The organism is Micromonospora chokoriensis (genome assembly GCF_000718555.1).
Taxonomy (GTDB): Bacteria; Actinomycetota; Actinomycetes; order Mycobacteriales; family Micromonosporaceae; genus Micromonospora; species Micromonospora chokoriensis_B.
The window spans coordinates 339,818-359,116 of sequence record NZ_JOAN01000001.1 but is presented as its reverse complement, the minus strand read 5'-3'; the positions used below and the strand labels follow the sequence as shown (position 1 = coordinate 359,116).

General features: G+C 71.6%; 17 protein-coding genes. 9 read left to right on the top strand and 8 right to left on the bottom strand.

The annotated features are described in order from the left end of the window. Nucleotides 1-86 precede the first annotated feature (86 nt). From IF46_RS0101645 to IF46_RS0101630, 4 genes are all read right to left on the bottom strand, one after another. Nucleotides 87-1,118: a medium chain dehydrogenase/reductase family protein gene (locus IF46_RS0101645; RefSeq protein ID WP_030486450.1), complete on the bottom strand. Its 1,032-nt coding sequence runs from the start codon at nucleotides 1,116-1,118 to the stop codon at nucleotides 87-89. A gap of 88 nt (nucleotides 1,119-1,206) precedes the next feature. Beyond that, nucleotides 1,207-1,749: a TetR/AcrR family transcriptional regulator gene (locus tag IF46_RS0101640; protein ID WP_030486449.1), complete on the bottom strand. Its 543-nt coding sequence runs from the start codon at nucleotides 1,747-1,749 to the stop codon at nucleotides 1,207-1,209. 46 nt (nucleotides 1,750-1,795) lie between these two features. Further along, nucleotides 1,796-2,128, bottom strand: a complete 333-nt coding sequence (locus tag IF46_RS32105; RefSeq protein WP_036390808.1) for a nuclear transport factor 2 family protein — start codon at nucleotides 2,126-2,128, stop codon at nucleotides 1,796-1,798. 36 nt (nucleotides 2,129-2,164) lie between these two features. After that, nucleotides 2,165-2,944 carry an SDR family oxidoreductase gene (locus tag IF46_RS0101630; protein WP_030486447.1) on the bottom strand — a complete coding sequence of 260 codons (780 nt, stop codon included), beginning with the start codon at nucleotides 2,942-2,944 and terminating at the stop codon, nucleotides 2,165-2,167. A gap of 116 nt (nucleotides 2,945-3,060) precedes the next feature. Between IF46_RS0101630 and IF46_RS0101625 the strand changes: the two genes are divergently transcribed. Next, a complete protein-coding gene (locus IF46_RS0101625) occupies nucleotides 3,061-3,570 on the top strand; it encodes a winged helix-turn-helix transcriptional regulator (protein ID WP_030486446.1) in 510 nt (169 codons plus the stop codon). 32 nt (nucleotides 3,571-3,602) lie between these two features. On the opposite strand, the gene IF46_RS35470 is transcribed toward IF46_RS0101625, so the two are convergent. Beyond that, nucleotides 3,603-3,725 carry a hypothetical protein gene (locus IF46_RS35470; protein ID WP_198041323.1) on the bottom strand — a complete coding sequence of 41 codons (123 nt, stop codon included), beginning with the start codon at nucleotides 3,723-3,725 and terminating at the stop codon, nucleotides 3,603-3,605. Nucleotides 3,726-3,785: 60 nt separating this feature from the next. After that, complete coding sequence (locus IF46_RS0101615; protein ID WP_030486445.1) at nucleotides 3,786-5,384, bottom strand: MFS transporter; 1,599 nt, start codon at nucleotides 5,382-5,384, stop codon at nucleotides 3,786-3,788. Between the two features lie 103 nt (nucleotides 5,385-5,487). Between IF46_RS0101615 and IF46_RS0101610 the strand changes: the two genes are divergently transcribed. The 5 genes from IF46_RS0101610 (at nucleotide 5,488) to IF46_RS0101590 (ending at nucleotide 14,938) form a co-directional block, all read left to right on the top strand. Next, on the top strand, nucleotides 5,488-5,967 hold the full coding sequence (locus tag IF46_RS0101610) for a winged helix-turn-helix transcriptional regulator (RefSeq protein ID WP_030486444.1): 480 nt from the start codon (nucleotides 5,488-5,490) through the stop codon (nucleotides 5,965-5,967). A 305-nt stretch (nucleotides 5,968-6,272) separates the two neighbouring features. Next, nucleotides 6,273-7,670: a DUF222 domain-containing protein gene (locus IF46_RS32100; RefSeq protein ID WP_051723558.1), complete on the top strand. Its 1,398-nt coding sequence runs from the start codon at nucleotides 6,273-6,275 to the stop codon at nucleotides 7,668-7,670. A gap of 768 nt (nucleotides 7,671-8,438) precedes the next feature. Beyond that, a complete protein-coding gene (locus IF46_RS0101600; protein WP_030486443.1) occupies nucleotides 8,439-11,465 on the top strand; it encodes a S8 family serine peptidase in 3,027 nt (1,008 codons plus the stop codon). 97 nt (nucleotides 11,466-11,562) lie between these two features. After that, entirely contained in the window at nucleotides 11,563-14,001 is a 2,439-nt protein-coding gene (locus IF46_RS0101595) for an ATP-binding protein (RefSeq protein WP_051723556.1), read from the top strand. A gap of 58 nt (nucleotides 14,002-14,059) precedes the next feature. Beyond that, on the top strand, nucleotides 14,060-14,938 hold the full coding sequence (locus IF46_RS0101590) for an SMP-30/gluconolactonase/LRE family protein (protein ID WP_030486441.1): 879 nt from the start codon (nucleotides 14,060-14,062) through the stop codon (nucleotides 14,936-14,938). Nucleotides 14,939-14,989: 51 nt separating this feature from the next. Here IF46_RS0101590 and IF46_RS0101585 read toward each other — a convergent pair whose 3' ends face one another. Further along, entirely contained in the window at nucleotides 14,990-15,745 is a 756-nt protein-coding gene (locus IF46_RS0101585) for a dienelactone hydrolase family protein (RefSeq protein WP_030486440.1), read from the bottom strand. Nucleotides 15,746-15,907: 162 nt separating this feature from the next. Here IF46_RS0101585 and IF46_RS0101580 point away from each other — a divergent pair, with 162 nt between their 5' ends. The 3 genes from IF46_RS0101580 to IF46_RS0101570 are packed head-to-tail and all read left to right on the top strand — an operon-like array spanning nucleotide 15,908 to nucleotide 17,285. After that, the gene (locus IF46_RS0101580; RefSeq protein WP_157562506.1) at nucleotides 15,908-16,318 is read left to right on the top strand and encodes a hypothetical protein; all 411 of its coding nucleotides are present in this window, start codon (nucleotides 15,908-15,910) and stop codon (nucleotides 16,316-16,318) included. Further along, nucleotides 16,315-16,818 carry a universal stress protein gene (locus IF46_RS0101575; RefSeq protein WP_084597709.1) on the top strand — a complete coding sequence of 168 codons (504 nt, stop codon included), beginning with the start codon at nucleotides 16,315-16,317 and terminating at the stop codon, nucleotides 16,816-16,818. The genes IF46_RS0101580 and IF46_RS0101575 overlap by 4 nt, the downstream gene beginning before the upstream one ends. Beyond that, on the top strand, nucleotides 16,815-17,285 hold the full coding sequence (locus IF46_RS0101570) for an SAV_915 family protein (protein ID WP_157562504.1): 471 nt from the start codon (nucleotides 16,815-16,817) through the stop codon (nucleotides 17,283-17,285). The genes IF46_RS0101575 and IF46_RS0101570 overlap by 4 nt, the downstream gene beginning before the upstream one ends. Here IF46_RS0101570 and IF46_RS0101565 read toward each other — a convergent pair. Next, the gene (locus tag IF46_RS0101565; RefSeq protein ID WP_157562503.1) at nucleotides 17,246-19,255 is read right to left on the bottom strand and encodes an FAD-dependent oxidoreductase; all 2,010 of its coding nucleotides are present in this window, start codon (nucleotides 19,253-19,255) and stop codon (nucleotides 17,246-17,248) included. The two genes, IF46_RS0101570 and IF46_RS0101565, sit on opposite strands and share 40 nt — an antisense overlap. Nucleotides 19,256-19,299 lie beyond the last annotated feature (44 nt).

Sequence of the window (19,299 nt, the reverse complement as noted above, 5' to 3'; positions counted from 1 at the left end):
TCTGGCGGCCACCGGGGTCCTGGGCGACATGTTCACCGTACGCCCTTGCGTCTGCCTGCCGCACCAGCGCCTGAAGGTGCCGGACGTCAGGGCTCCAGCACCACCTTGCCTGCCCGGCTGCGGGTCTCGGCAAACACCAGCGCGGCAGAGACCTCGCTGAGCGGGTAGCGCGCGGCGATCTGCGGCACGATCACTTTCTGCCGCAGCAGGTCGAGCACGATGCCGAGGTCGGTCCGCAGGCGACGGCGGAAGGCGGCGCGACGGGTGAGCTGACCGGCCCAGAAGTTGTAGAAGCCGGCCCGGTGGCCGTTCGGCAGCGCGTTCCAGGTGTAGAGGCGGGCCAGCAGCTTCACGAAGACCCAAACGATCGACTGTCCGGTGCCCACGGCGGCGGCGTTGCCGTAGACGGTCAGCTTGCCGCCGGGGGCGAGCAGGGCGTACGAGGTGCGTACCCCCGGGCCGGCGACCGGGTCGAAGACGGCGTCGACACCACCCGGCGACAGCTCGCGGACGCGCGCGGCCAGATCCGGGTCGCGGTAGTCGAGCGGCTCGACGCCGAGTTCGCTCAGCCCGGCGTGGTGCCGTGCGGCGGCGGTGCCGATGACCCGCAGGCCGAGGTGGCGGCCGAGTTGGACGAGGACCGATCCGACGCCGCCGTTCGCGCCGTGCACAAGGATGGTCTGCCCGGCCTTCAGGTCGGCGTCCCGCAGCATCTGCCAGGCGGTCACCCCGTTGACGACGACGGTCTCGGCCGCGGCGGGGTCCAGATCCGCGGGTACGGGGGCCAGGGCGTCGATGTCGACGAGCGCGTACGTGGCCCAGGCGCCGGTCTTGGTGACCGCAGCCACCCGGGTACCGACCAGCGCGCCGTCGCCGCCGGGACCGACCGCCCGGACCGTGCCGACCAGGTCGTAGCCGGGCACGAACGGGAACTTCGGCTGGCCGGGGTAGAGAGCCCGGCGCATCTGCTGCTCGGCGAACGAGATGCCGGTGGCCTCGACCTGGACGAGCGCCTGCCCCCGGGCGGGGACGGGCATCGCGCGTCGGTGCAGACGGAGGCCGTCGGGCTCCACCACGCCGGGCAGCACCACTTCGGTGATCATCGTGTCGGTCGTCATCAGGATCTCCCTAGTTTGTAAGTGTGCACTCACACACTTCCGTGGCTGAAAAAGTGGGCCGCCACAGCGGCCCAGCATCGGGGGTCGGTCAGGGGTGACGAATGCCGGAAGTGAGGGCACGGGCCCACGGCTCCGGGACCTGCTCCAGGCCGGCGGTCACGATCAGGTGGCACAACTGGCCGTACGCGAAGAACTGCTGCACCTGCGCGTCGCTGGCACCGGCCCGACTCTGCACGAAGGTCGCGACCTGCCGATAGCCGGCCCGCACCGCCTCGGCGATCTCCGGGATGTCCGTGACGGCCTGCGCCTGCACCTGGAAGAGCAGGAGATCGCGATCGGCGATCAGCTCCGCGTAGGCACCGCCCATGGCGTCGAGGACCTCTTCCGGACTGCCGCCCGTGGCACGCTCCGCACCCGCCTCGATCGCGGCGGCGATCCGGTCGAAACACGCTCCGGCCGCCGCCACGAACAGCCCGAGCTTTCCGGAGAAGAGCCGGAAGACGTACGCCTCGGAGATGCCGGCGGCGGCGGCCACGGCGGTGACCGGGGTGGCGTGGAAGCCAGCGCGCGCGAACACCGACACTGCGGCGTTCAGGACGGTGACCCGGCGGGCCTCGGCGGTGGATCGCATGTTTGTAAGTGTGCACTCACAAACATTTGCCGTCAAGTCCCTGACGTCAGGGCGCGATGCGCAACGCCCGGATCACCGTGTCGTCGTAGTCGCTGAAGCGGTACCGGAGGCCGGCGAAGGGACTGCCGGGAAAGTCACCGGTGATCGTCGCGGTTACCACGGTGCCGGCGGGCGTGTCCTCGACGTCGGTGACCTCGTACGACACCAGCGGCACGGCGCGACGCCACTGGCGGATGGCCTCGATGCCCCGGTGCTCGGTCGACTCGTCCTCGACCACAACGTCCTCGGCGAAGAGAGCGAAGTAGTCCTCGGAGTCGGGCTGGCCGGCAAGCTCGAAGTAGCGGCGAATGATGGCCGGGACGGCCTGGGCTGTGGTCATGATTAGCGGCCCTTCTGCAGGTTGTTGACGATCGGGTCAGACGGTCGGGATGGTGCCGCCGTCGATGACGTGTTCGGCGCCGACGATCGCCGAGGCGCGGTCGGAGACCAGGAAGGCCACCAGGTCGGCAACCTCCTCCGGCCGTGCCGGACGGCCGAGCGGGATCCCACCCAACGAGTCCATCAACTGCCCCAGGGCGGTGTCGCGGTCGACACCACTGCCCTCGGCGAGGCGATCGACGAGCGCGTCGGCGGCGGTGGTCTGGATGAAGCCGGGTGCCACGGTGTTCACCCGGATACCGTGCGGTGCGAGCTCGTTGGCCAGACCCTTGCTGTACGCGGTCAGCGCCGCCTTGGCCGCCGCGTACCCCAGGGTGGCCTGGTACATCGGCTTGCGCCGCTGGATCGAGGAGAGATGCACGATCGCGCCGGCGCGCTTTTCGATCATGGACGGGACGAGGCGACGGTCCAGGCGTACCGCACCGAGGAGGTTGAGGTTCAGCTCTTCCATCCAGGTCTGTTCGGTCAGTGCGGCGAAGCCACCGGCCGGAGCGTGCGACCCGCCGACGACGTGCACGACGATGTCCGCGCCACCTTCGGCGAGGAGGCGCTCGGCCACCGTTTCCGCGCCGTCGACGCTCGACGTGTCGGCGGCGATGAACCGATCGGCGAGCTCGAACCCCGCTGGCTCACCACGGGCGCTGACCCACACGTCCGCGCCGAGCTCGCGCAGCCGGGCGGCGATCGCCGCGCCGGCCCCCTTCGTGCCCCCGGTCACCAGTGCGCGCCGGCCGTGCAGTGAGTCCCGCTGGGACATCTGTTACTCCTGTCTGGGCAGCATGAAACAGACGTCCACCCGGACGTCGTATAGTTACTGCTGAAATAGCACCTACTAACTTCGACACTAGCACCTACTCGGGGAAGGGCACAGCTGTGGCCGGGAAGATCCGCTTGGAGGACCGCGAATGCCCGCTGTCCAGCGCGCTGGGCCACGTGGGCGAGTGGTGGACGCTCCTGATCCTGCACGACGCCTTCGACGGCTACACCCGGTTCGATCAGTTCCAGGCCAACCTGGGCGTCTCGTCCAGCATCCTGACCAGCCGACTCAAGACCCTCACCGGCCAGGGGCTGCTCGAACGTCGCCGCTACCAGACCAGGCCGGACCGCTACGAGTACGTCCTCACCGACCTCGGCCGCAGCCTGCGTCCCGTCGTGGTCGCCCTCGCCGCCTGGGGCAACTCACGCCTCGACCCGAGCGAGCGCAGCATGATCCTGGTCGACCGGAGCACCGGGGTGGAGGCCGACCCGGTGCTCGTGGACCGCAACACCGGCCGCCCACTCGACGACGCCGACTTCGTCTTCGCCGCCGGTCCGGCCGCCAGCGAGACCATGCGCAAGCGCTACGAACACATCCCCACCCAGGCGACTCCGCAACGGCCCTGACGGCTCACTCCAGCGGATACAGGCGGGCCGGGTCACCGGGCCGGAGGCTGTCCGGGCCCGTCGGCGTCCGCGTCCGCGAGCTTGTCGCAGTACAGGTCGAGGTCACCCACCTCGGGATGGCGCAGCCGGCTGACCACGCCCTCCCGTCGACGCACCTCGTGGCGGGCCCTTAGGCTGCCGGCCGACGCGATCGAAGAGTTGGACGCGCTTGCCTCCTAGTGCTGGTGCGGCCGGTTGCGGATGAGGGTGAGCGCGAGCACGGCGGTGACGAGGAAGACGACGCCGTTGATCCGCAGCCCGGCCTGGACACCCGAGGTAAGTGCCTCGGCGAGCGCCGCCCGGACCGGGTCGGGCAGTGGCTGGCCGCCGCTGGCACCGGCGGCAACAGCCGCCTGCACGGCGCTACGGGTGGGTTCGCCGACCTGGTGCGCGGCGAGCCGGCCCGGCAGGTCGGCCACCATCGTGGTGGTGAGGAGCGTGCCGAGCAGGGACGAGCCGAGCACCGAGCCGACCTGCCGGGCGGCGTTGACCGCCCCGGAGGCCATGCCGGCCTGGGCAGGCGCGACGCTGGCCAGCGCCGCCGCCGTCGCCGGGGCCACCACCAGAGCGCTGGCCGCGCCGAACAGCGCGAACAGCGCCCAGCGGTGACCGAACGACGTGGTCGGCCCCTGGGCCGCCAGCGCGAAGCTCGCCACCGCACCGAGGACCAGGCCGAGGGTCAACGGCGCCTTGAATCCGGTACGACGAATCGCCCGCCCGGCACCGAAAGCGACAAGCACGTACGCGCCGAAGAGCACCAGCATCCGCCAGCCGGTATCCAGCGGGCTGAGCGCCTGGGCACGTTCGTGGAAGAGGACCAGCAGGATCGCCACGCCGGTGAACCCGAACAGCGACACCGCACCGACGACCATGACCGCGCTGAACGACGCCGACCGGAACAGCCGTACGTCGAGCATTGGCGCGCTGGCCCGCAGCTCGACCAGCACGAACCCGACAAGTGCGACGACCGCGACGATCCAGGCCGCCATCACGACCGGGCTGGTGTAGCCGTCCTTGCCGCCCTGGATCAACGCGTAGACGGCGGCCGCGATGGCGACGGTGCCGAGCAACAGACCAGGCACGTCGAGGCGGGCGGCGCTCGGCCGGGACTCCGCCACCCCGAGAACGGCGACAACGAGGGTGACCACGCCCAGCGCGATCGTCGACAGGTAGACGCTGTGCCACTGGTGGTGCCGCAGCAGGGCGCCAGCGATGAGCGGGCCGACCGCGAGCCCGATGCCGGAGGCTGCCGACCACGCGGTGATGACCTCGGTCCGTCGGTGCGGGTCGGTGAAGGTCGCGCCGAGGATCGCCAGGCTGTTCGGCAGGATCAGCGCTCCACCGAGGCCGGCGACCAACTGCCCGGCGATCACCCACCCGACGGTCGGGGCGCTGGCAACGACGGCTGCGCCAACGATCATCGCGATGACGCCGACACCGAACACGCGCTTGCGCCCGTAGCGGTTGCCCAGGGTGGCGGCGGACAGCACGACGCTCGCCACCATCAGGGTGTAGGCGCTGGGGATCCAGACCAGGGTGGTCGGGTCGACCCGCAGGTCCCGCTGGATGGTGGTCAGTGCGGAGACCGTCGCGGTGATCTGCAGGAACGTGATCATTGCGCCCAGGCACATGGCGACCAGGGTCACCGGGCGGGAACCGCGGAAGGCTGAGCGGGCGGTGGCGGCCGGTCCAGGTGCTGCCGGGCTGGGTGTTGCTGGGCCGGGTGGTGTCGCGTCCGCTCCGGGTGGGGTCGGGGCTGCGGTGCTGGTGGTCACTGAAGATCCCTCAGGACGATGGTCTGACTTGCGTTCGCTAAAGTCAGCGCGACCCAGTGAAGCACCTGACTAGCCCTGACGCAAGTCAGGTAAGCTGGGCGGCATGGAGGACCTACGAGACGATCGCGATTCCTGGTCGAGCGAGAACTGCTCGGTGGCCCGGGCCATGGACATCGTGGGCAGCAGGTCGACGGTCCTGATCATGCGCGAGGCCCTGCTCGGCACGCGCCGCTTCGACGACTTCGTCCGCCGCGTCGGCGTCGGCGAACCCGCCATGGCCGCCCGCCTCAAGGAGATGGTCGCCGCCGAACTGCTCGAACGGATTCCCTACCGCGAGCCGGGGCAGCGCACCCGCCACGAATACCAACTCACCCGCAAGGGCCGCGAACTCCTGCCCGTCATCACCGCACTACGCAACTGGGGCGACACCTGGGCCGCCACCGACACTGGTCCATCCATCGTCGCCACCCATCACAACTGCGGCGAACCGATCCGCGCAGTGCTCCGCTGCACCGCCGGCCACGACATAGCGGACGGCGACATCGACATCACCGCCGGCCCGGGCCTCGTCCGGCGCGCCTGACAGCCTGGGTCGACCAGAGCAGCATCCCTGCGCCATCCGGGCCGCGCGGCACCCCTGCACCATCCGGCCGCGCGCACCCGTCACCACCCAGGCCACGCGCACCCCTGCACCATCCGACCCCCGCGCACCCCTGCACCATCCGGGCCACGCTGTACCACTCAGTGCACGCCCCACCGCGGCACCCCTCAGTGCACGCCCCGCCGCGCTCGCACCCCTAGCGGACTCCTGCCAGCTCGACACCGAAGCCGCCGAAACAATCGATCATGACCATTAAAATTGTCGTACGCATGTTCTAATGTCGGGTCATGGTCGAGGAGTTGGCGCTGGCAGACGACGCGGTCGCCGCCTGCGTCGATGCACCCGCCTGGTCCCTCCCGGAACCCGACCTGATCGCCGCGCTCGACGCCGCACACCACCTTCAACAACGCCTCGCTGCGGTCACCCTCACCCTCATCCGCGAGATCGACGGCTGCGGCACACCCGAGGCGCAGGGCGCCTCCTCCACGGCGGTCTGGCTGCGTGAACGCCTGCGCCTCACCATCCCCGCCGCCCGCCGACTCGTCGACCTCGCCACCACCCTCGACACCAGCCACCCCGGCATCCGCCAAGCACTCGCCGACGGGCACATCACCCTCGACCAAGCCCGAGTCATCGCCGACACCGTCAGCACCGTGCACACCACCGCCGGCACCGAAGCTGCCGACAAAGCCGTGGGTGTGCTCACCGACTGGGCAACCCAGTTCGACCCCACCCAACTACGCACACTCGGCACCCGCATCCTCGACCACGTCGCCCCCGACATCGCCGACGCCGCCGCCCGAGCCGCACTCGACGCCGAAGACCGCCGCGCCACCCGCGACCGGCACCTCACCCTCTCCGAGCAGACCGACGGCCGGCTGCGCCTCACCGGCACCCTCGACACCGAAACCGCCGGCCTCCTGCGCACCGCCATCGACCCCCTCACCACACCCACCGGCCCGGACGATCAACGGTCGCCTGGACAACGCCGCCACGACGCCCTCGCCGAGGTGTGCCGGCTCGCTCTGCGCACCGGCGAACTACCCGAGAACGGCGGCGACCCCGCGCAGATCGTCGTCACCACCAGCTACGACACCCTCGCCGGGCAACTCAACGCCGGCACCCTCGACACCGGCCTCCACCTCACCCCGGCGACCGTCCGCCGTTTGGCCTGCGACGCCGCCGTCCTACCCGCCGTCCTGGGCAGCACCGGCCAACCACTCGACGTCGGCCGACAACGCCGGCTCATCACCGGCCCACTGCGCCGCGCCCTCGTCCTACGCGACCGCGGCTGCGCCTTCCCGGATGCGACCGACCACCCCGCTGGTGCGACGCCCACCACATCCACCACTGGGCCGACGGCGGCCCCACCACCCTCACCAACGCCGTCCTACTCTGCGGCCACCACCACCGACACCTGCACCACAGCGACTGGACCGTCCAGCTCAATGGGGACGGACACCCCGAGTTCATCCCACCCGCCTGGCTCGACCCCGACCAACTCCCCCGCCGCAACCACTACCACCGGCGAACATAGGAGCAGTCAGCCCACGCCGACCGGCCCCTACGCCGGGCAACCCCTCACACCCTGCGACCCCTCACGCCCCGCAACCCCTCACGCCCCGCAACCCCGCACGCCCCCGCAACCCCGCACGCCCCGCAACCCCACGCCCTGCAACGCCTGACGCCCGGAGGCGAATCCGCATGTGCTTCCGGAATGGCGGCTTTATCCAAGGGTGGTCGCACCCCTGGCGCCTCCTGGCGCGGACAGGTCGGCCGCCGCCCGGCTGTGCGACTGGAGGCGAGGCTCTAGCCGCGTATATGACTTGCTCCGCCAGTTGAGGGCCTGGCCAGCAGCAACCGGGGCACCGGCTTCTATCCGGGTTCCCTGCGACACGAGACCGACCATCTCAACGGCTCGTCCTGCTCGGCCGGACGCAAACAGCGCTCGCCCTGCCTGCCTGACCGGCAACCAAGCAACAGCACGAGCGACCCGCCCGACCCGCTAGACCAGCCCGACCTGCCCAATCCGCTTGGCCGCCCGATACGCCCGATACGCCCGATACGCCCGATACGCGCGATCCGCGCGACCCGCTCGACCCGCTCGACGGCGGGAGCAGCCGCCTTGCCGCCATCTCGGATCTGACGGCACAGGTGGGCGGGTGTCAGACCGGCCGGACAGGAATGTCCCTACTAAGTAGACGGACGATCTCCAGGCGATGAATAGCGTGGATCATCTCGGTCCGCCGTCCGTAAATGACGCGCAAAGTGCCCGTTGTGTTACGAGCTTGTTTCCAAGATGACAACGAGGTTACGAGTGCTTCTCGATGATCGGTACCGATCCTAGGTTTCGGCCACCGTCATCAGTCGTGGCGGCCGGCACCGAACGTGGAGGCAACGACGTGCCACAACCGAACACACATCGGACCGGACGGGCCAGGCGCGGGGTCAGCATGCTGGCCGCCGTTGCGCTGACCGCGGCCGGCCTGACCAGCCTGCCCGGCAGCGCCACCGCCGCGCCGACCAGCAGTGGACCGACCGCCCGCTACCTCGTCCAGCTCGATGAGGAGCCGCTGGCCACGTACACCGGCGGTGTTCCGGGGATCGCGGCGACGAAGCCGACCGGCGGGGCCAAGCTGAACCGCGCGTCCAGCAGCGCCAACGCGTACCGGGAGCACCTGCGCCAGAAGCGTAAGTCGGTGCTGGACCGAGTCGGCGTGCCGGCCGACCGCACCCGCGTGACCATGGAGACCGCGTTCAACGGCTTCGCCGCCGACCTGACCGGGCCGCAGGCCGCCCGGCTGCGCGTCACGAGCGGTGTCCGCGCGGTGTACGAGAGCCGCGAGGTACACGCCACCACCTCGCACACCCCGGACTACCTGGGCCTGACCGGCAAGGGCGGGGTGTGGAAGAAGGAGTTCGGTGGAGACTCCCGCGCCGGTGAGGGCGTGATCATCGGGGTCATCGACAGTGGCTACTGGCCGGAGAGCGCGAGCTTCGCGCCGCTGCCCAGCCCTCGCCCCGACCAGGCCATCATCGACGCCAAGTGGAAGGGCACCTGCGACGTTGGTGTCGAAGCGCCGGTCACCTGCAACAACAAGGTGATCGGGGCACGCTGGTACAACGACAGCGGCATCGCCGACGCGTACACGGACGACTACTCCTCGCCGCGCGACCGCAACGGCCACGGCACCCACACGGCCAGCACCGCAGCCGGTATCCACGGCGTACGGGCGACGTCGGGCACCCAGGACCTGGGCATGATCTCCGGCATGGCGCCGGCCGCGCGGCTGGCGATCTACAAGGCGCTGTACGACAACGGTGCGGGCGGCGCGAGCGGTAGCGACGTCGACATCGTGCACGCCATCGACGACGCGGTCGCGGACGGCGTCGATGTGATCAACTACTCGATCGGTGACGACTCCGAGCAGTTCGGGGCGGTCGACGCGACGTTCTTCAACGCTGCCGCAGCCGGGGTGTTCGTCGCCGCTGCCGCTGGCAACTCCGGCCCCTCCGCCAACACCGTCGACAACTCGACGCCGTGGCTCACCACGGTGGCCGCGAGCACCACCGACCGGCAGAACACCCGGACGCTCACCCTCGGCAACGGCACCACCATCGCCGGTGTGGGCGTGGGCGAGACCGGCGTCGGGCCGGCTCGACTGGTCTTCGCGAAGGACAGCGCGATCGACCCGGACGGTGCCTACGGCGCGAGCCTCTGCGCCGACGACACGCTGGACCCGGCCAAGGTCAAAGGCGCGATCGTGCTCTGCCTGCGCGGCGAGATCCCGCGTACCGACAAGAGCATCGAGGTGGCACGGGCCGGCGGCATCGGCATGGTGCTCTACAACGACGAACTGAACTCGTTGAACGCCGACGTGCAGACCGTGCCGACCGTGCACATCAACGAGGTCGACCTGGCCACGGTCACCGCGTACGTCGCCAAGGGCAACGCCACGGCGACCATCTCGCCGAGCAAGCTGGAGATCGTCGAGGCTCCCGCGGTCGCCGCGTTCTCCTCGGCCGGCCCGTCGAACCTGAACGGCGGTGAGCTGCTCAAGCCGGACATCAGCGCACCCGGTCAGGACATCGTTGCCGCGTTCTCCCCGTCGATCGGCGGCAACGACTTCGCAGTCGAGTCGGGCACGTCGATGGCGGCGCCGCACATCGCCGGTATCGCGGCCCTGCTGCTGGCCAAGCACCCCGGCTGGTCGCCGGCGGCAGTCCGCTCGGCGCTGATGACCAGCGCGCTGGACAAGACCGACAAGGGCAACCCGATCAAGATCGGCACGTACGACGCGACGCCGCTCAACTACGGCGCCGGCCAGGTCGAGCCGGGCAGCGCCTTCGACCCGGGCCTGGTCTACGACTCCAACCAGCAGGACTGGATCAAGTACCTCTGCGGGGTGTCCGCCGCGCGGGGCAGCGAATACGGCATCGGCGACATGTCCGGCTGCGAGACGGTCGACGCGATCGAGACGGCACAGCTCAACTACCCGTCGATCTCGCTGGGCCAGATGGTGGGCAAGCAGAAGGTCACCCGTACCGTCACCAACGTCAGCGACAAGACCAGCACCTACACCTCGTCGGTGCAGGCCCCGCCGGGCTACAAGGTCAAGGTCACGCCGGCCACGCTGCAGATCCGTCCGGGCAAGAGCGCCCGCTTCACCGTCGAGGTCACCAACGCCAGCGGCGCGTTCGACACCTGGGCCGACGGCTCGCTGACCTGGCGCGACCAGTACAAGCACAAGGTGCGCAGCCCGCTGGTCGTGCACAACTCCGGGTTGGTCGCCCCCGACGCGATCGACGGCAAGGGCACCTCCGGCAGCGTCCGGATCGCCACCGAGGTCGGCTACAAGGGTCGGCTGATCGCTAACCTCGCCGGCCTGACCTCGGGCACCAGCAGCGTGGTAACGCTCAAGGGCGACGGGCCGAGCTGGGACTGGAGCTCGTCGAACAACCTGCCGGTGCCGCTGCCCGCGTCGATCAGCCGGACCACCCTGCACGTGCCGGCCGGGACCCGCAGCCCAATCGTCCAGGTGACGTCAGAGCGGCCCACCTGCTCCCACATCGACTGGGACGACGAGGAGGGGGTGATGGAGTGCACGGAGTTCAGCGTCGACGTCTACGACAAGTTCGGGAAGTTCGTCACCGCCACGGCCAGCGGTCGTAACGGTGCCAAGGTGACGCTGCCGGACGGCGCCGGGGACTACATCGTCGTCGTCGAGCAGGAGTTCACCGAGAACATCAAGGACGGCGCGAACGCGTACACCGTGACCAGCTACCTGCCGGGGGCGCCGGGCACCTCCAGCGGCAAGGTCACCATCGACCCGAAGCAGCGCAGCGTGCTGCCGGGCACGAAGGCGAACCTGACCCTGCGCTGGTCCGGCCTGGCCCGTGGTCAGCGCTACCTCGGGGTGCTGGAATTCCGCAACGGTGACGGCTCGCTGAAGACCATGCCGGTGACCGTCCAGTCCTGATCGGGCCAACTGGCCGGCGAGCCGACGTGTGACCCAGGTCACCGTCGGTCCGCCGGCCGGTCATCTCTGCGGGCAAAGGTGATCTGCTCGGCCCACGGTGATCGGCGGCGACGAGGACAAGACACGGGGCGGCGGGAGCGCATCTCCCGTCCGCCCCGAACGTCTGCGCGGGCCCGTCGAGTTCGTCGGACGAGCGGCGGAGCTGGCCCAGCTACGCCGGCTCGTCGCAGCCCCACCGTGCCTGATCCTGCTGGAGGGCGAGCCCGGGATCGGCAAGAGCCGACTCGTCGCCGAACTGCTCGCCGATCTCCCCGGACGGCACCTGGTCGGCGAGTGCGACGACGTGCCGGAGCCCTTCCCGCTCGGCGTGTTGCTGGACGCGATTCGGGGCAGCGCCGACCGACTCGGCCCGCTCAGCCCGGTGGCCGGCGCGCTCGCGCCGCTGCTGCCCGAGCTGGCCGACGCGCTGCCGGACGCGCCACCCCCGTTGACCGACCCGGCCGCCGAACGACACCGCCTGCTCCGCGCCGTCGCGGCGGTGCTCGCCGCGCTGAGCCCCGCCACGCTGCTGCTTGAGGATCTGCACTGGGCGGACCCGGCGACCTGCGAACTCCTCGGTTACCTCAGCACCCACCCGGTGGCGGGGCTGGCCGTGGTGCTGACCGCGCGTACGCCGACGCCGGGGGGCAGTACGCCGATCCACGACGCCCTGGCGCGCACGCCTCCGTGGAGTGTCACCCGCGTCGCGCTCAGCCCGCTGGACGCCGATGACGTACGCCGGCTGGCGGCCCGCACGCTGCGGCTCGATGATCCGCCGCCGCAGCTCACCGCCACCCTGCTCGACCGCACCGCCGGCATCCCGTTCGTGGTCGAGGAGGTGCTGCGTACGCTCGCCGAGCGGGGCGGCGACCCGTTGGCGGACGACAGCGTCCCATTCGTGCTGCGCGACGTGCTGCTCTGGCGGCTACGCCCGCTCGATGAGGCCACCCGGGAGGTGCTCGGCGCGGCAGCAGTCCTGGGGATGGCACCCGATCAGCGCATCCTCGCCGCGGTGCTCAGCCTGGACCGGGCGGCGATCGGCGCGGCGTTGACCAACGCGCACCGGGCGGGCCTGCTGCACGACGCCGGGGACGGCCTGCGGTTCCGCCACGACCTGGCCCGACAGGTGGTCTACGACCTGGTGCCCCGGGAGAGCCGGGAGTGGCTGCACCTGCGTGTCGCGCGGGTGCTGGAGCGGGAACTGCCGAGGCCGGTAGCCCAGTTGGCGCACCACTACCGCCGGGCCGGCAGCGGAGCTGACTTCGTCCGCAACGCCGAGGCGGCCGCCGACCTGGCCACCGAGCGCGGCGATGACGCGACCGCCGCCAGCTTCCTGCTCCAGACGATGGACATCGCCGAGCTTCCCCGACCGGTACGGGTCCGGCTCGCCGCCAAGCTGGGGCGGTCGGCCATCGACGGGCTCAGCCAGGCCGAGGCGATCCCGGTGCTGGAACGGCTGCTCGCCGACCGCCGGCTGCCGCCCGGTGCGCGAGGTGAGCTGGGTCTGGTGCTCGGGCGGATGCTGCGGCAGCAGGGCGAGGCGTTGCGCGGGTACACCGAGATCGAGCGTGCCGTGCCGTACCTGCGTGCGCCGCGCCGCAAGGCCCCGGCGCTCGCGGTGCTGGCGGCCCCCGACACCGTCGTCGGCCGGCACGTGAACGACCACCTGGCGCGTTGCGCGGAGGCGGAGAGCGCCGCGGCGGCCAGCGGGGATCCGGCGGCGCACCTCGCGGTCCGCATCGCCCGAGCCTCGCTGCTGCTGGAGCTGGGCGACCCGGCGGCCTGGGCGATCATCACCGAGCTGCGCGCGTCCGCCGAGTTGGCCGACCGGCCCCGCGAGCATGCGCGGGCCTGCCTGAACTGGGCGCAGGGCGCGCTGCACGCCGGTCACCCGGAGCAGGCCGAGGCGCTCCTGGCCGCCGGTCGGGCGCTTGTCGACGAGACCGGGTACGAGCGGTTGGCGGCCCTGGTGGAGGCGACCGAACTGTCGCTGGACCGGGCCGCCGGCCGGCTGGACGGGCTCACCGAACGGCTCAGTCGGCTGGTCGCCAGCGCCGAGCGGATGCCGGTCACCCTGCTGGACGCGCGGGCCGAACTGGCGACCGTGCTGGCCCGTACCGCCGGCATCGAAAGCGGGCGGCCCGACCAGGTGGAATCGGCCGAACGGGCGCTGCGGGAAGTGGTGGCCGACGCCCGGCGGGTCGGTGCGGTCTGGCCGCTGGTGCAGGCGCTCTCGGCGCTGGCCCGGCTGGCCCTGGCCGAGCGGCCGGACGAGGCCGTGCGGCATGCGGCCGACGCGCTGTCGCTGGTACGCGGAAAGGGCATCCTGGCGTGGGCCGCCGAGGCCGTGTTGGTGCTGGCCGAGGCGGCAGCCGCAGCGGGTGATCCGGCGCGGGCGGCGGGAGCGGTCGCCGAGTTGGAGACCGGGATCGCGGGCCGGGACGCGCCGCTGGCCCTGGCCGCCCTGCGCCGATGCCGGGAACTCGTCCCGAGCTGATGCTGCTCGACCACGGGCCTGGCGGTACGGTCCGCTGACGATCCTTTGGAGGAGCACCATGGAGCTGACCGAGCCGACCGTCTGGAGCACCGACCGGCTTGAGCTGGGCGAGGGCCTGCGCTGGGTCGACGACCGGCTGGTCCTCGTCGACCTGCTCGCCGGGCGGCTGTTGGAGACCGACGGCGACGCCCCGACCCCGCTGCGGGAGCTGCGCCGCCTCGACGTTCCGCTCGGCGCGGTCGCCCCGGTGCTCGACCGAGCCGGCGAGTGGCTGGCCGCCGCCGGGACCGGCGTCACCCTGCTGCCCGCCACCGGTGACCCCCGACCGGTCGCCGAGCTGGTCGCCGACGCCCCCGAGCCGACCCGGATGAACGACGCGGTCGCCGACCCGCACGGCCGCTTCTGGGCCGGCAGCATGACGTACGCGATGACGCCTGGCGGGGGCACGCTGTTCCGCCTCACCCCGGGCGCCGAGCCGGTCCCCGCGGTGACCGGGCTGACCATCCCGAACGGGCCGGCGTTCGACGCGGCCGGCACCACCATGTATCTGGCCGACACCCCGCGCGGCGAGATCGACAGGTTCACCGTCGACCCCACCACCGGAGACCTGCGCGGGCGGGAGCCGTTCCTGCGGCTCACCCCCGCCGACGGCGGCCCGGACGGGATGACCGTCGACGCCGCCGGCCACCTCTGGATCGCGTTCTGGGGCGGCTCCGCGGTACGCCGCTACCGGCCCGACGGCACCCTCGACCGGGAGATCCGGCTACCGGCCACGCAGCCGGCCGGCATCTGCCTGGGCGGCCCGGACCTACGCCGACTCTTCATCGGCACCGCCCGGGTGGGGCTGGACACGCCAGGCCCGGCGGACGGCGCGCTGCTCGCGGTGGACGTCGAGGTCCCCGGCCTACCCACCGCCCACGCCGCCGCCCCGAGCTGACCGCAGGCACATCGGACGGCGGGTGGCTGGCAGCCGCCGCTCGTCTCATGATCACTTGATGGGCAGGGTGCGGTCCAGGAGGTCGAACAGGGCTGCCCAGTGGCGCTCGGTGGCCTGCTCGTCGTACATCGGGGTGTCGGCCATGGTGAAGCCGTGGTGCGCGCCCGCGTACACCTCGGAGCGGTAGCGCACGCCGGCGGCGTCGAGCGCCTTCTCCAGCGTGGCGATCTGCTCGGGCGTCATCGACTGGTCGGCGTCGGCGTGCCCGAAGTACACCTCACCGGTGATCGAGTCGACGCCCAGGTGTGGGCTGTCCGGCGCGTCGGTGACGATCCGCCCGCCGTGGAAGCTGGCGACCGCCGCGATCCGGTCCGGGTACGCCTCGATGGCCCGCAGCGCGTTCGTGCCGCCCATGCAGTAGCCGGTGATCGCGACCGGTCCCGGCCGGACGTCGTCCCGAGCGGCCAGGAAGTCGAGGTACGCGGCGGTGTCCCGGCTGATCACCTCGGGGGTCAACGCGCCGATCAGCGGCATGATCTTCTCGAAGAGCGCGCCGCGCTGGTCCGGTTCGCCGAGACGGGACAGGTCGAACAGCGGCGCCCGCCCGGCCCGGTAGAACAGGTGGGGTGTCAGCACGAGGTAGCCCCGGGCGGCGATCCTCTCCGCCATCTCGACCAGGCGGGGACGCGGGCCGAAGGCGTCCATGAAGAGCAGCACCGCAGGGAACGGGCCGTCCCCGTCCGGCCGGGTGAGGGACGCGTCCGCGACCCCGTCGCCGGTCGGGATGTCCACCGTCGTCGTCTGCACCGCGCCTCCTCGTACACCGATCTTGGTCTGTCCGAAACGCTACCCGGCGTGTCGGCGGGCCGGCCGGCAGCCGCGTGAACGCGGCGTCAAGAAATGGCGGCGGCCCGTCGAAACGGCGTATCCACGGGCGCTTCGGCGTCGCCCGGTGGTGACGATGGGCCCATGAGTCCTTGGCGGATGACACGCTGGGAACGCGGAGACCTGCCACCCGGCACCGACGCGGACAGCGACCCCGGTGAGCCCGCGATCCGGGCGGACGAGCCACAGCGGCGACACGAGGCGCTGGTAAGCGTCCGGCTCGGCCCGTCCGCGCCAGGCAGTCACCTGGTGGAGTACCTACGGCATGAGCCGTGCGCCGTCGCCGCGTGGTGGATCGCCGCCGACGTCGACGCCGTGGTGCGGCTCTCCGCCGAGAGCATGACCGTGCTGCACCGGGCCGTCGCCGACCTGAGCCGCCGCGCCGGAGTGGAGGTGGCGGTGGCCAACTACATCCTCCGCGCGCTCGACCTGGGCACGTCGGCGGACCCGCGTACCGCGAAGGACGCCCCGACCTGGGTGGTGTCCGCCGCATGAGCCGCCCAACAGTTGCCCACCGGGTCGTGGTGGGAGTCGACCGCTCGTTCGCCGGGATGCAGGCGCTGCGCCGGGCCATTCAGCTGGCCCGCCGCGAAGGCGCGCAGCTGGACGCGGTGCGTGCCTGGGTCTTCGCGCCGACGTGGCGGCCCGGCACGCTGACCTGGCGCTGGCAGGACGAGTGCGACCGGGCCGCCCTGGTCTACCTGCGTGGTGTGTTCGACGCGGCGCTCGGTGGCATCCCTCGGGACGTGGCCGTGCGGCTGGTGACGACCCAGGGGTACGCCGGTCAGGTGCTCGTCGACCACGCCCACCGGGAGTCCGACCTGCTCGTCGTCGGCAGCCCGGATCGCGGCCGGTTCGGCCGGTCCCGCGGCCACGTCACCCGCTACTGCGTGACCAGGGCGGACGTACCTGTCGTCACGGTGCCCGCGCCGTCCTGGGCGCGGGCCGCGACGATCCGCCGCTTCGCCCGCGACCTCGAACACTTCAGCCGATGACCGCCGCGACAGCGGCACAGCGAGCAACCGCCGCGACAGCGGCACAGCCAGCAACCGCCGCGACAGCGGCGCGAATGGGAAGGATCAGCACCACCATGGACGAGGCCCCGATAATTTACGCCGTTCCGGTGCGTGACCTGCCGGGACGGCTGGTGCGGACGGTGCGGACCGGCCGTTCGCCGCAGGGTCAGCGACTGGGCATCGCCTTCACCCGGCCGGAGCTGCTGGCCGCCGCGATGGGCGCCGACCAGCAGTGGGAAGAGGTGTGCGAGCCAGTGCTGCGCGGCATGCTTCGCCCGCTCGGCATCGACGTGATCCAGGTCGACCCGTTGCTGGTGGCGCCGCCGATCGCCCCGACCAGCGGGGACCGGGCCGCGCCGACCGCGCCGACCCGGATCGTGGTCGCCCGCCCCGCACCCGCCGCCGCTCAGGCGCGGACGAAGCGGACCGCGTCGGCGACCACGTAGCCGTTGGTGTCCTCGGTGCGGATCAGCACGCTCCCGTCGCTGCCGGCGGTGAACGGGTAGGTGCCCAGCGCCACCCACTGACCGCCAGCCTGCCGCTGGTCGACCGTCCGAGTGACCAACCCACCGGAGTACGCGATGTCGACCGGCACGTTCGTCGCGCGGTTCGGGTCGGCGGTCCAGCGCAACTGCACCGTCCACGACCCGGAGTCGGGCAGTGTCGGGCGGAACCGCAGCCGGTTGACGCCCTTGGCGGTGTTGCCGTCGTGCTCGTAGTCCGGGCCGTGGTAGCCGCCGATGCTGGTGCTGCGCAGCCAGGTGCCGGCCCGGGTGATCCCGCTGGACGCAGCGTTGTCCAGGATCACCTCGCTTGTGGAGCCCCACTGGAGCACCGCGCCGTCCTGGCGTAGCCGGGCCTGGAGGGTAGGCACGGAGACCGCCTGCACGGCGAGGTTCCCGGCCAGCGCCAGCGACGCCGCGGTGGCCGCCGCCTGCCCGAGGATCATGAACACCGGCTCCATCCGGATCGACCCGTACGCGATGTGGCTCGCCGAGAGGCAGACCGGCACCAGCAGGTTGGCGCACTGCGCCTGGTGCGGCACGATCGCGCGGTAGCTCACCGGGTACGGCGCGGGCACGCTGATCTGCACGTCGCCCTCGTTGCGGACCTTCCCGTCGACCACGACCCGCTGGCAGTTGTGCGAGTCCATTGTGTAGCTGGCCAGCCCCACCGAGTCGGTGGCGCGTACCCGGCCCCGGCAGTCGTGCTCGGTCATCACGTACGCGGAGACCATCCGGCGGGCCTCGCGGATGTAGAGCAGCGGCGGCCAGCCGCCCGTGCTGGTGAACTCGTCGACCGGCAGACCCCACCGGGCGGTCGAGTCGCGTACCGAGGCGGGCAGCCGGGGGTCGTTGGCCAGGAACCACATCAGCCCCTGCTGGTAGGTGCGGTGCTCGGCGATGATGCTCTCCCGCGTGGCCCAACTCGCCGTCGGGTACGCGTAGTTGAAGCCGATGTTGTCGGTGGAGACGGCACCGTTGTTGTTGGAGTCGGTCTTCCCGCCGCCGACCGAGTGGGTGGTGAAGTATGGCCCGGCGTATCCGGCCTGGATGTGCCGCAGCAGCAGCTCGTAGCGGATCGGGTCGTAGCCGGACGGCTTGCCGAACGGGATCCGGTTGGTCGCCTGGGTCAGGCACATCCGGAAGCAGTACGCCTGGATGCGGTCGTCGCCGCTGCCCTGCGGGGCGAGCGGGGTCGTGGAGATGCCCGGCAGCAGGCCGCTGGCGGGCGAGCCGGCCGTCACGTACGGGTCGATCGGGTAGGCGAACTGGTGGGTGTTGCGCGACTGCACCCCGTTGATCGTCTCGCCGTAGGTGTCGTTGGACTCCCGCCCGACGGTGAACCCCACCCCGGCCATCGCCAGCAGGTCGCCCTCGTAGGTGGCGTCGACGAACACACCGCCCCGATAGATCGACCCGTCCTCGGTGCGCAGCTCGGTGATCCGGTCGCCGCTGCGGCCGACGCCGGCCAGCCGCGCATCGACGATCACCGGCACACCCGCCTCGGCCAGCAGCTCCGCGAAGACCTCGGTGGCGACGTGCGGCTCGAAGGTCATCCGCAGTGGCGAGGTCGGCGTGAGGGTTCCACCGTGGTACTTCACGTACACCCGGCGGTAGAACTCGGCGGCCAACCCGCCGATGGAAGCCTGGACGCCGGTGTCGGTGGCGCCCAGCCCGGCGGTGCTCAACCCCCCGACGTGGCTGGTGGGCTCCACCACCACGGCGGTGCGGCCGAGCCGGCGCATGGTGATCGCGGCGGCCAGCCCGCCGGAGGTGGCGCCATAGACGACCAGGTCGGCGGTGGTGACGGCGGCTCGGGCGGGGCTGGCGCGGAACGGGTCGGTGAGACCGGCCAGGACGAGGCCGGCGCCACCGGCGGTCAGCAGCCGACGGCGGGACAGGGACAGGGACACGGCGGGCTCCCGAGGGGTAACCGGATGGGGACGGTTACAGAAGC

Coding starts and splice junctions, on each gene's coding strand:
- IF46_RS0101590 (WP_030486441.1), top strand. CDS start 14,060: ATGGAGCTGACCGAGCCGACCGTCTGGAGCACCGACCGGCTTGAGCTG.
- IF46_RS0101645 (WP_030486450.1), bottom strand. CDS start 1,118: ATGACGACCGACACGATGATCACCGAAGTGGTGCTGCCCGGCGTGGTG.
- IF46_RS0101600 (WP_030486443.1), top strand. CDS start 8,439: ATGCTGGCCGCCGTTGCGCTGACCGCGGCCGGCCTGACCAGCCTGCCC.
- IF46_RS0101630 (WP_030486447.1), bottom strand. CDS start 2,944: ATGTCCCAGCGGGACTCACTGCACGGCCGGCGCGCACTGGTGACCGGG.
- IF46_RS32105 (WP_036390808.1), bottom strand. CDS start 2,128: ATGACCACAGCCCAGGCCGTCCCGGCCATCATTCGCCGCTACTTCGAG.
- IF46_RS0101575 (WP_084597709.1), top strand. CDS start 16,315: ATGAGCCGCCCAACAGTTGCCCACCGGGTCGTGGTGGGAGTCGACCGC.
- IF46_RS32100 (WP_051723558.1), top strand. CDS start 6,273: ATGGTCGAGGAGTTGGCGCTGGCAGACGACGCGGTCGCCGCCTGCGTC.
- IF46_RS0101570 (WP_157562504.1), top strand. CDS start 16,815: ATGACCGCCGCGACAGCGGCACAGCGAGCAACCGCCGCGACAGCGGCA.
- IF46_RS0101580 (WP_157562506.1), top strand. CDS start 15,908: ATGAGTCCTTGGCGGATGACACGCTGGGAACGCGGAGACCTGCCACCC.
- IF46_RS0101610 (WP_030486444.1), top strand. CDS start 5,488: ATGGAGGACCTACGAGACGATCGCGATTCCTGGTCGAGCGAGAACTGC.
- IF46_RS0101640 (WP_030486449.1), bottom strand. CDS start 1,749: ATGCGATCCACCGCCGAGGCCCGCCGGGTCACCGTCCTGAACGCCGCA.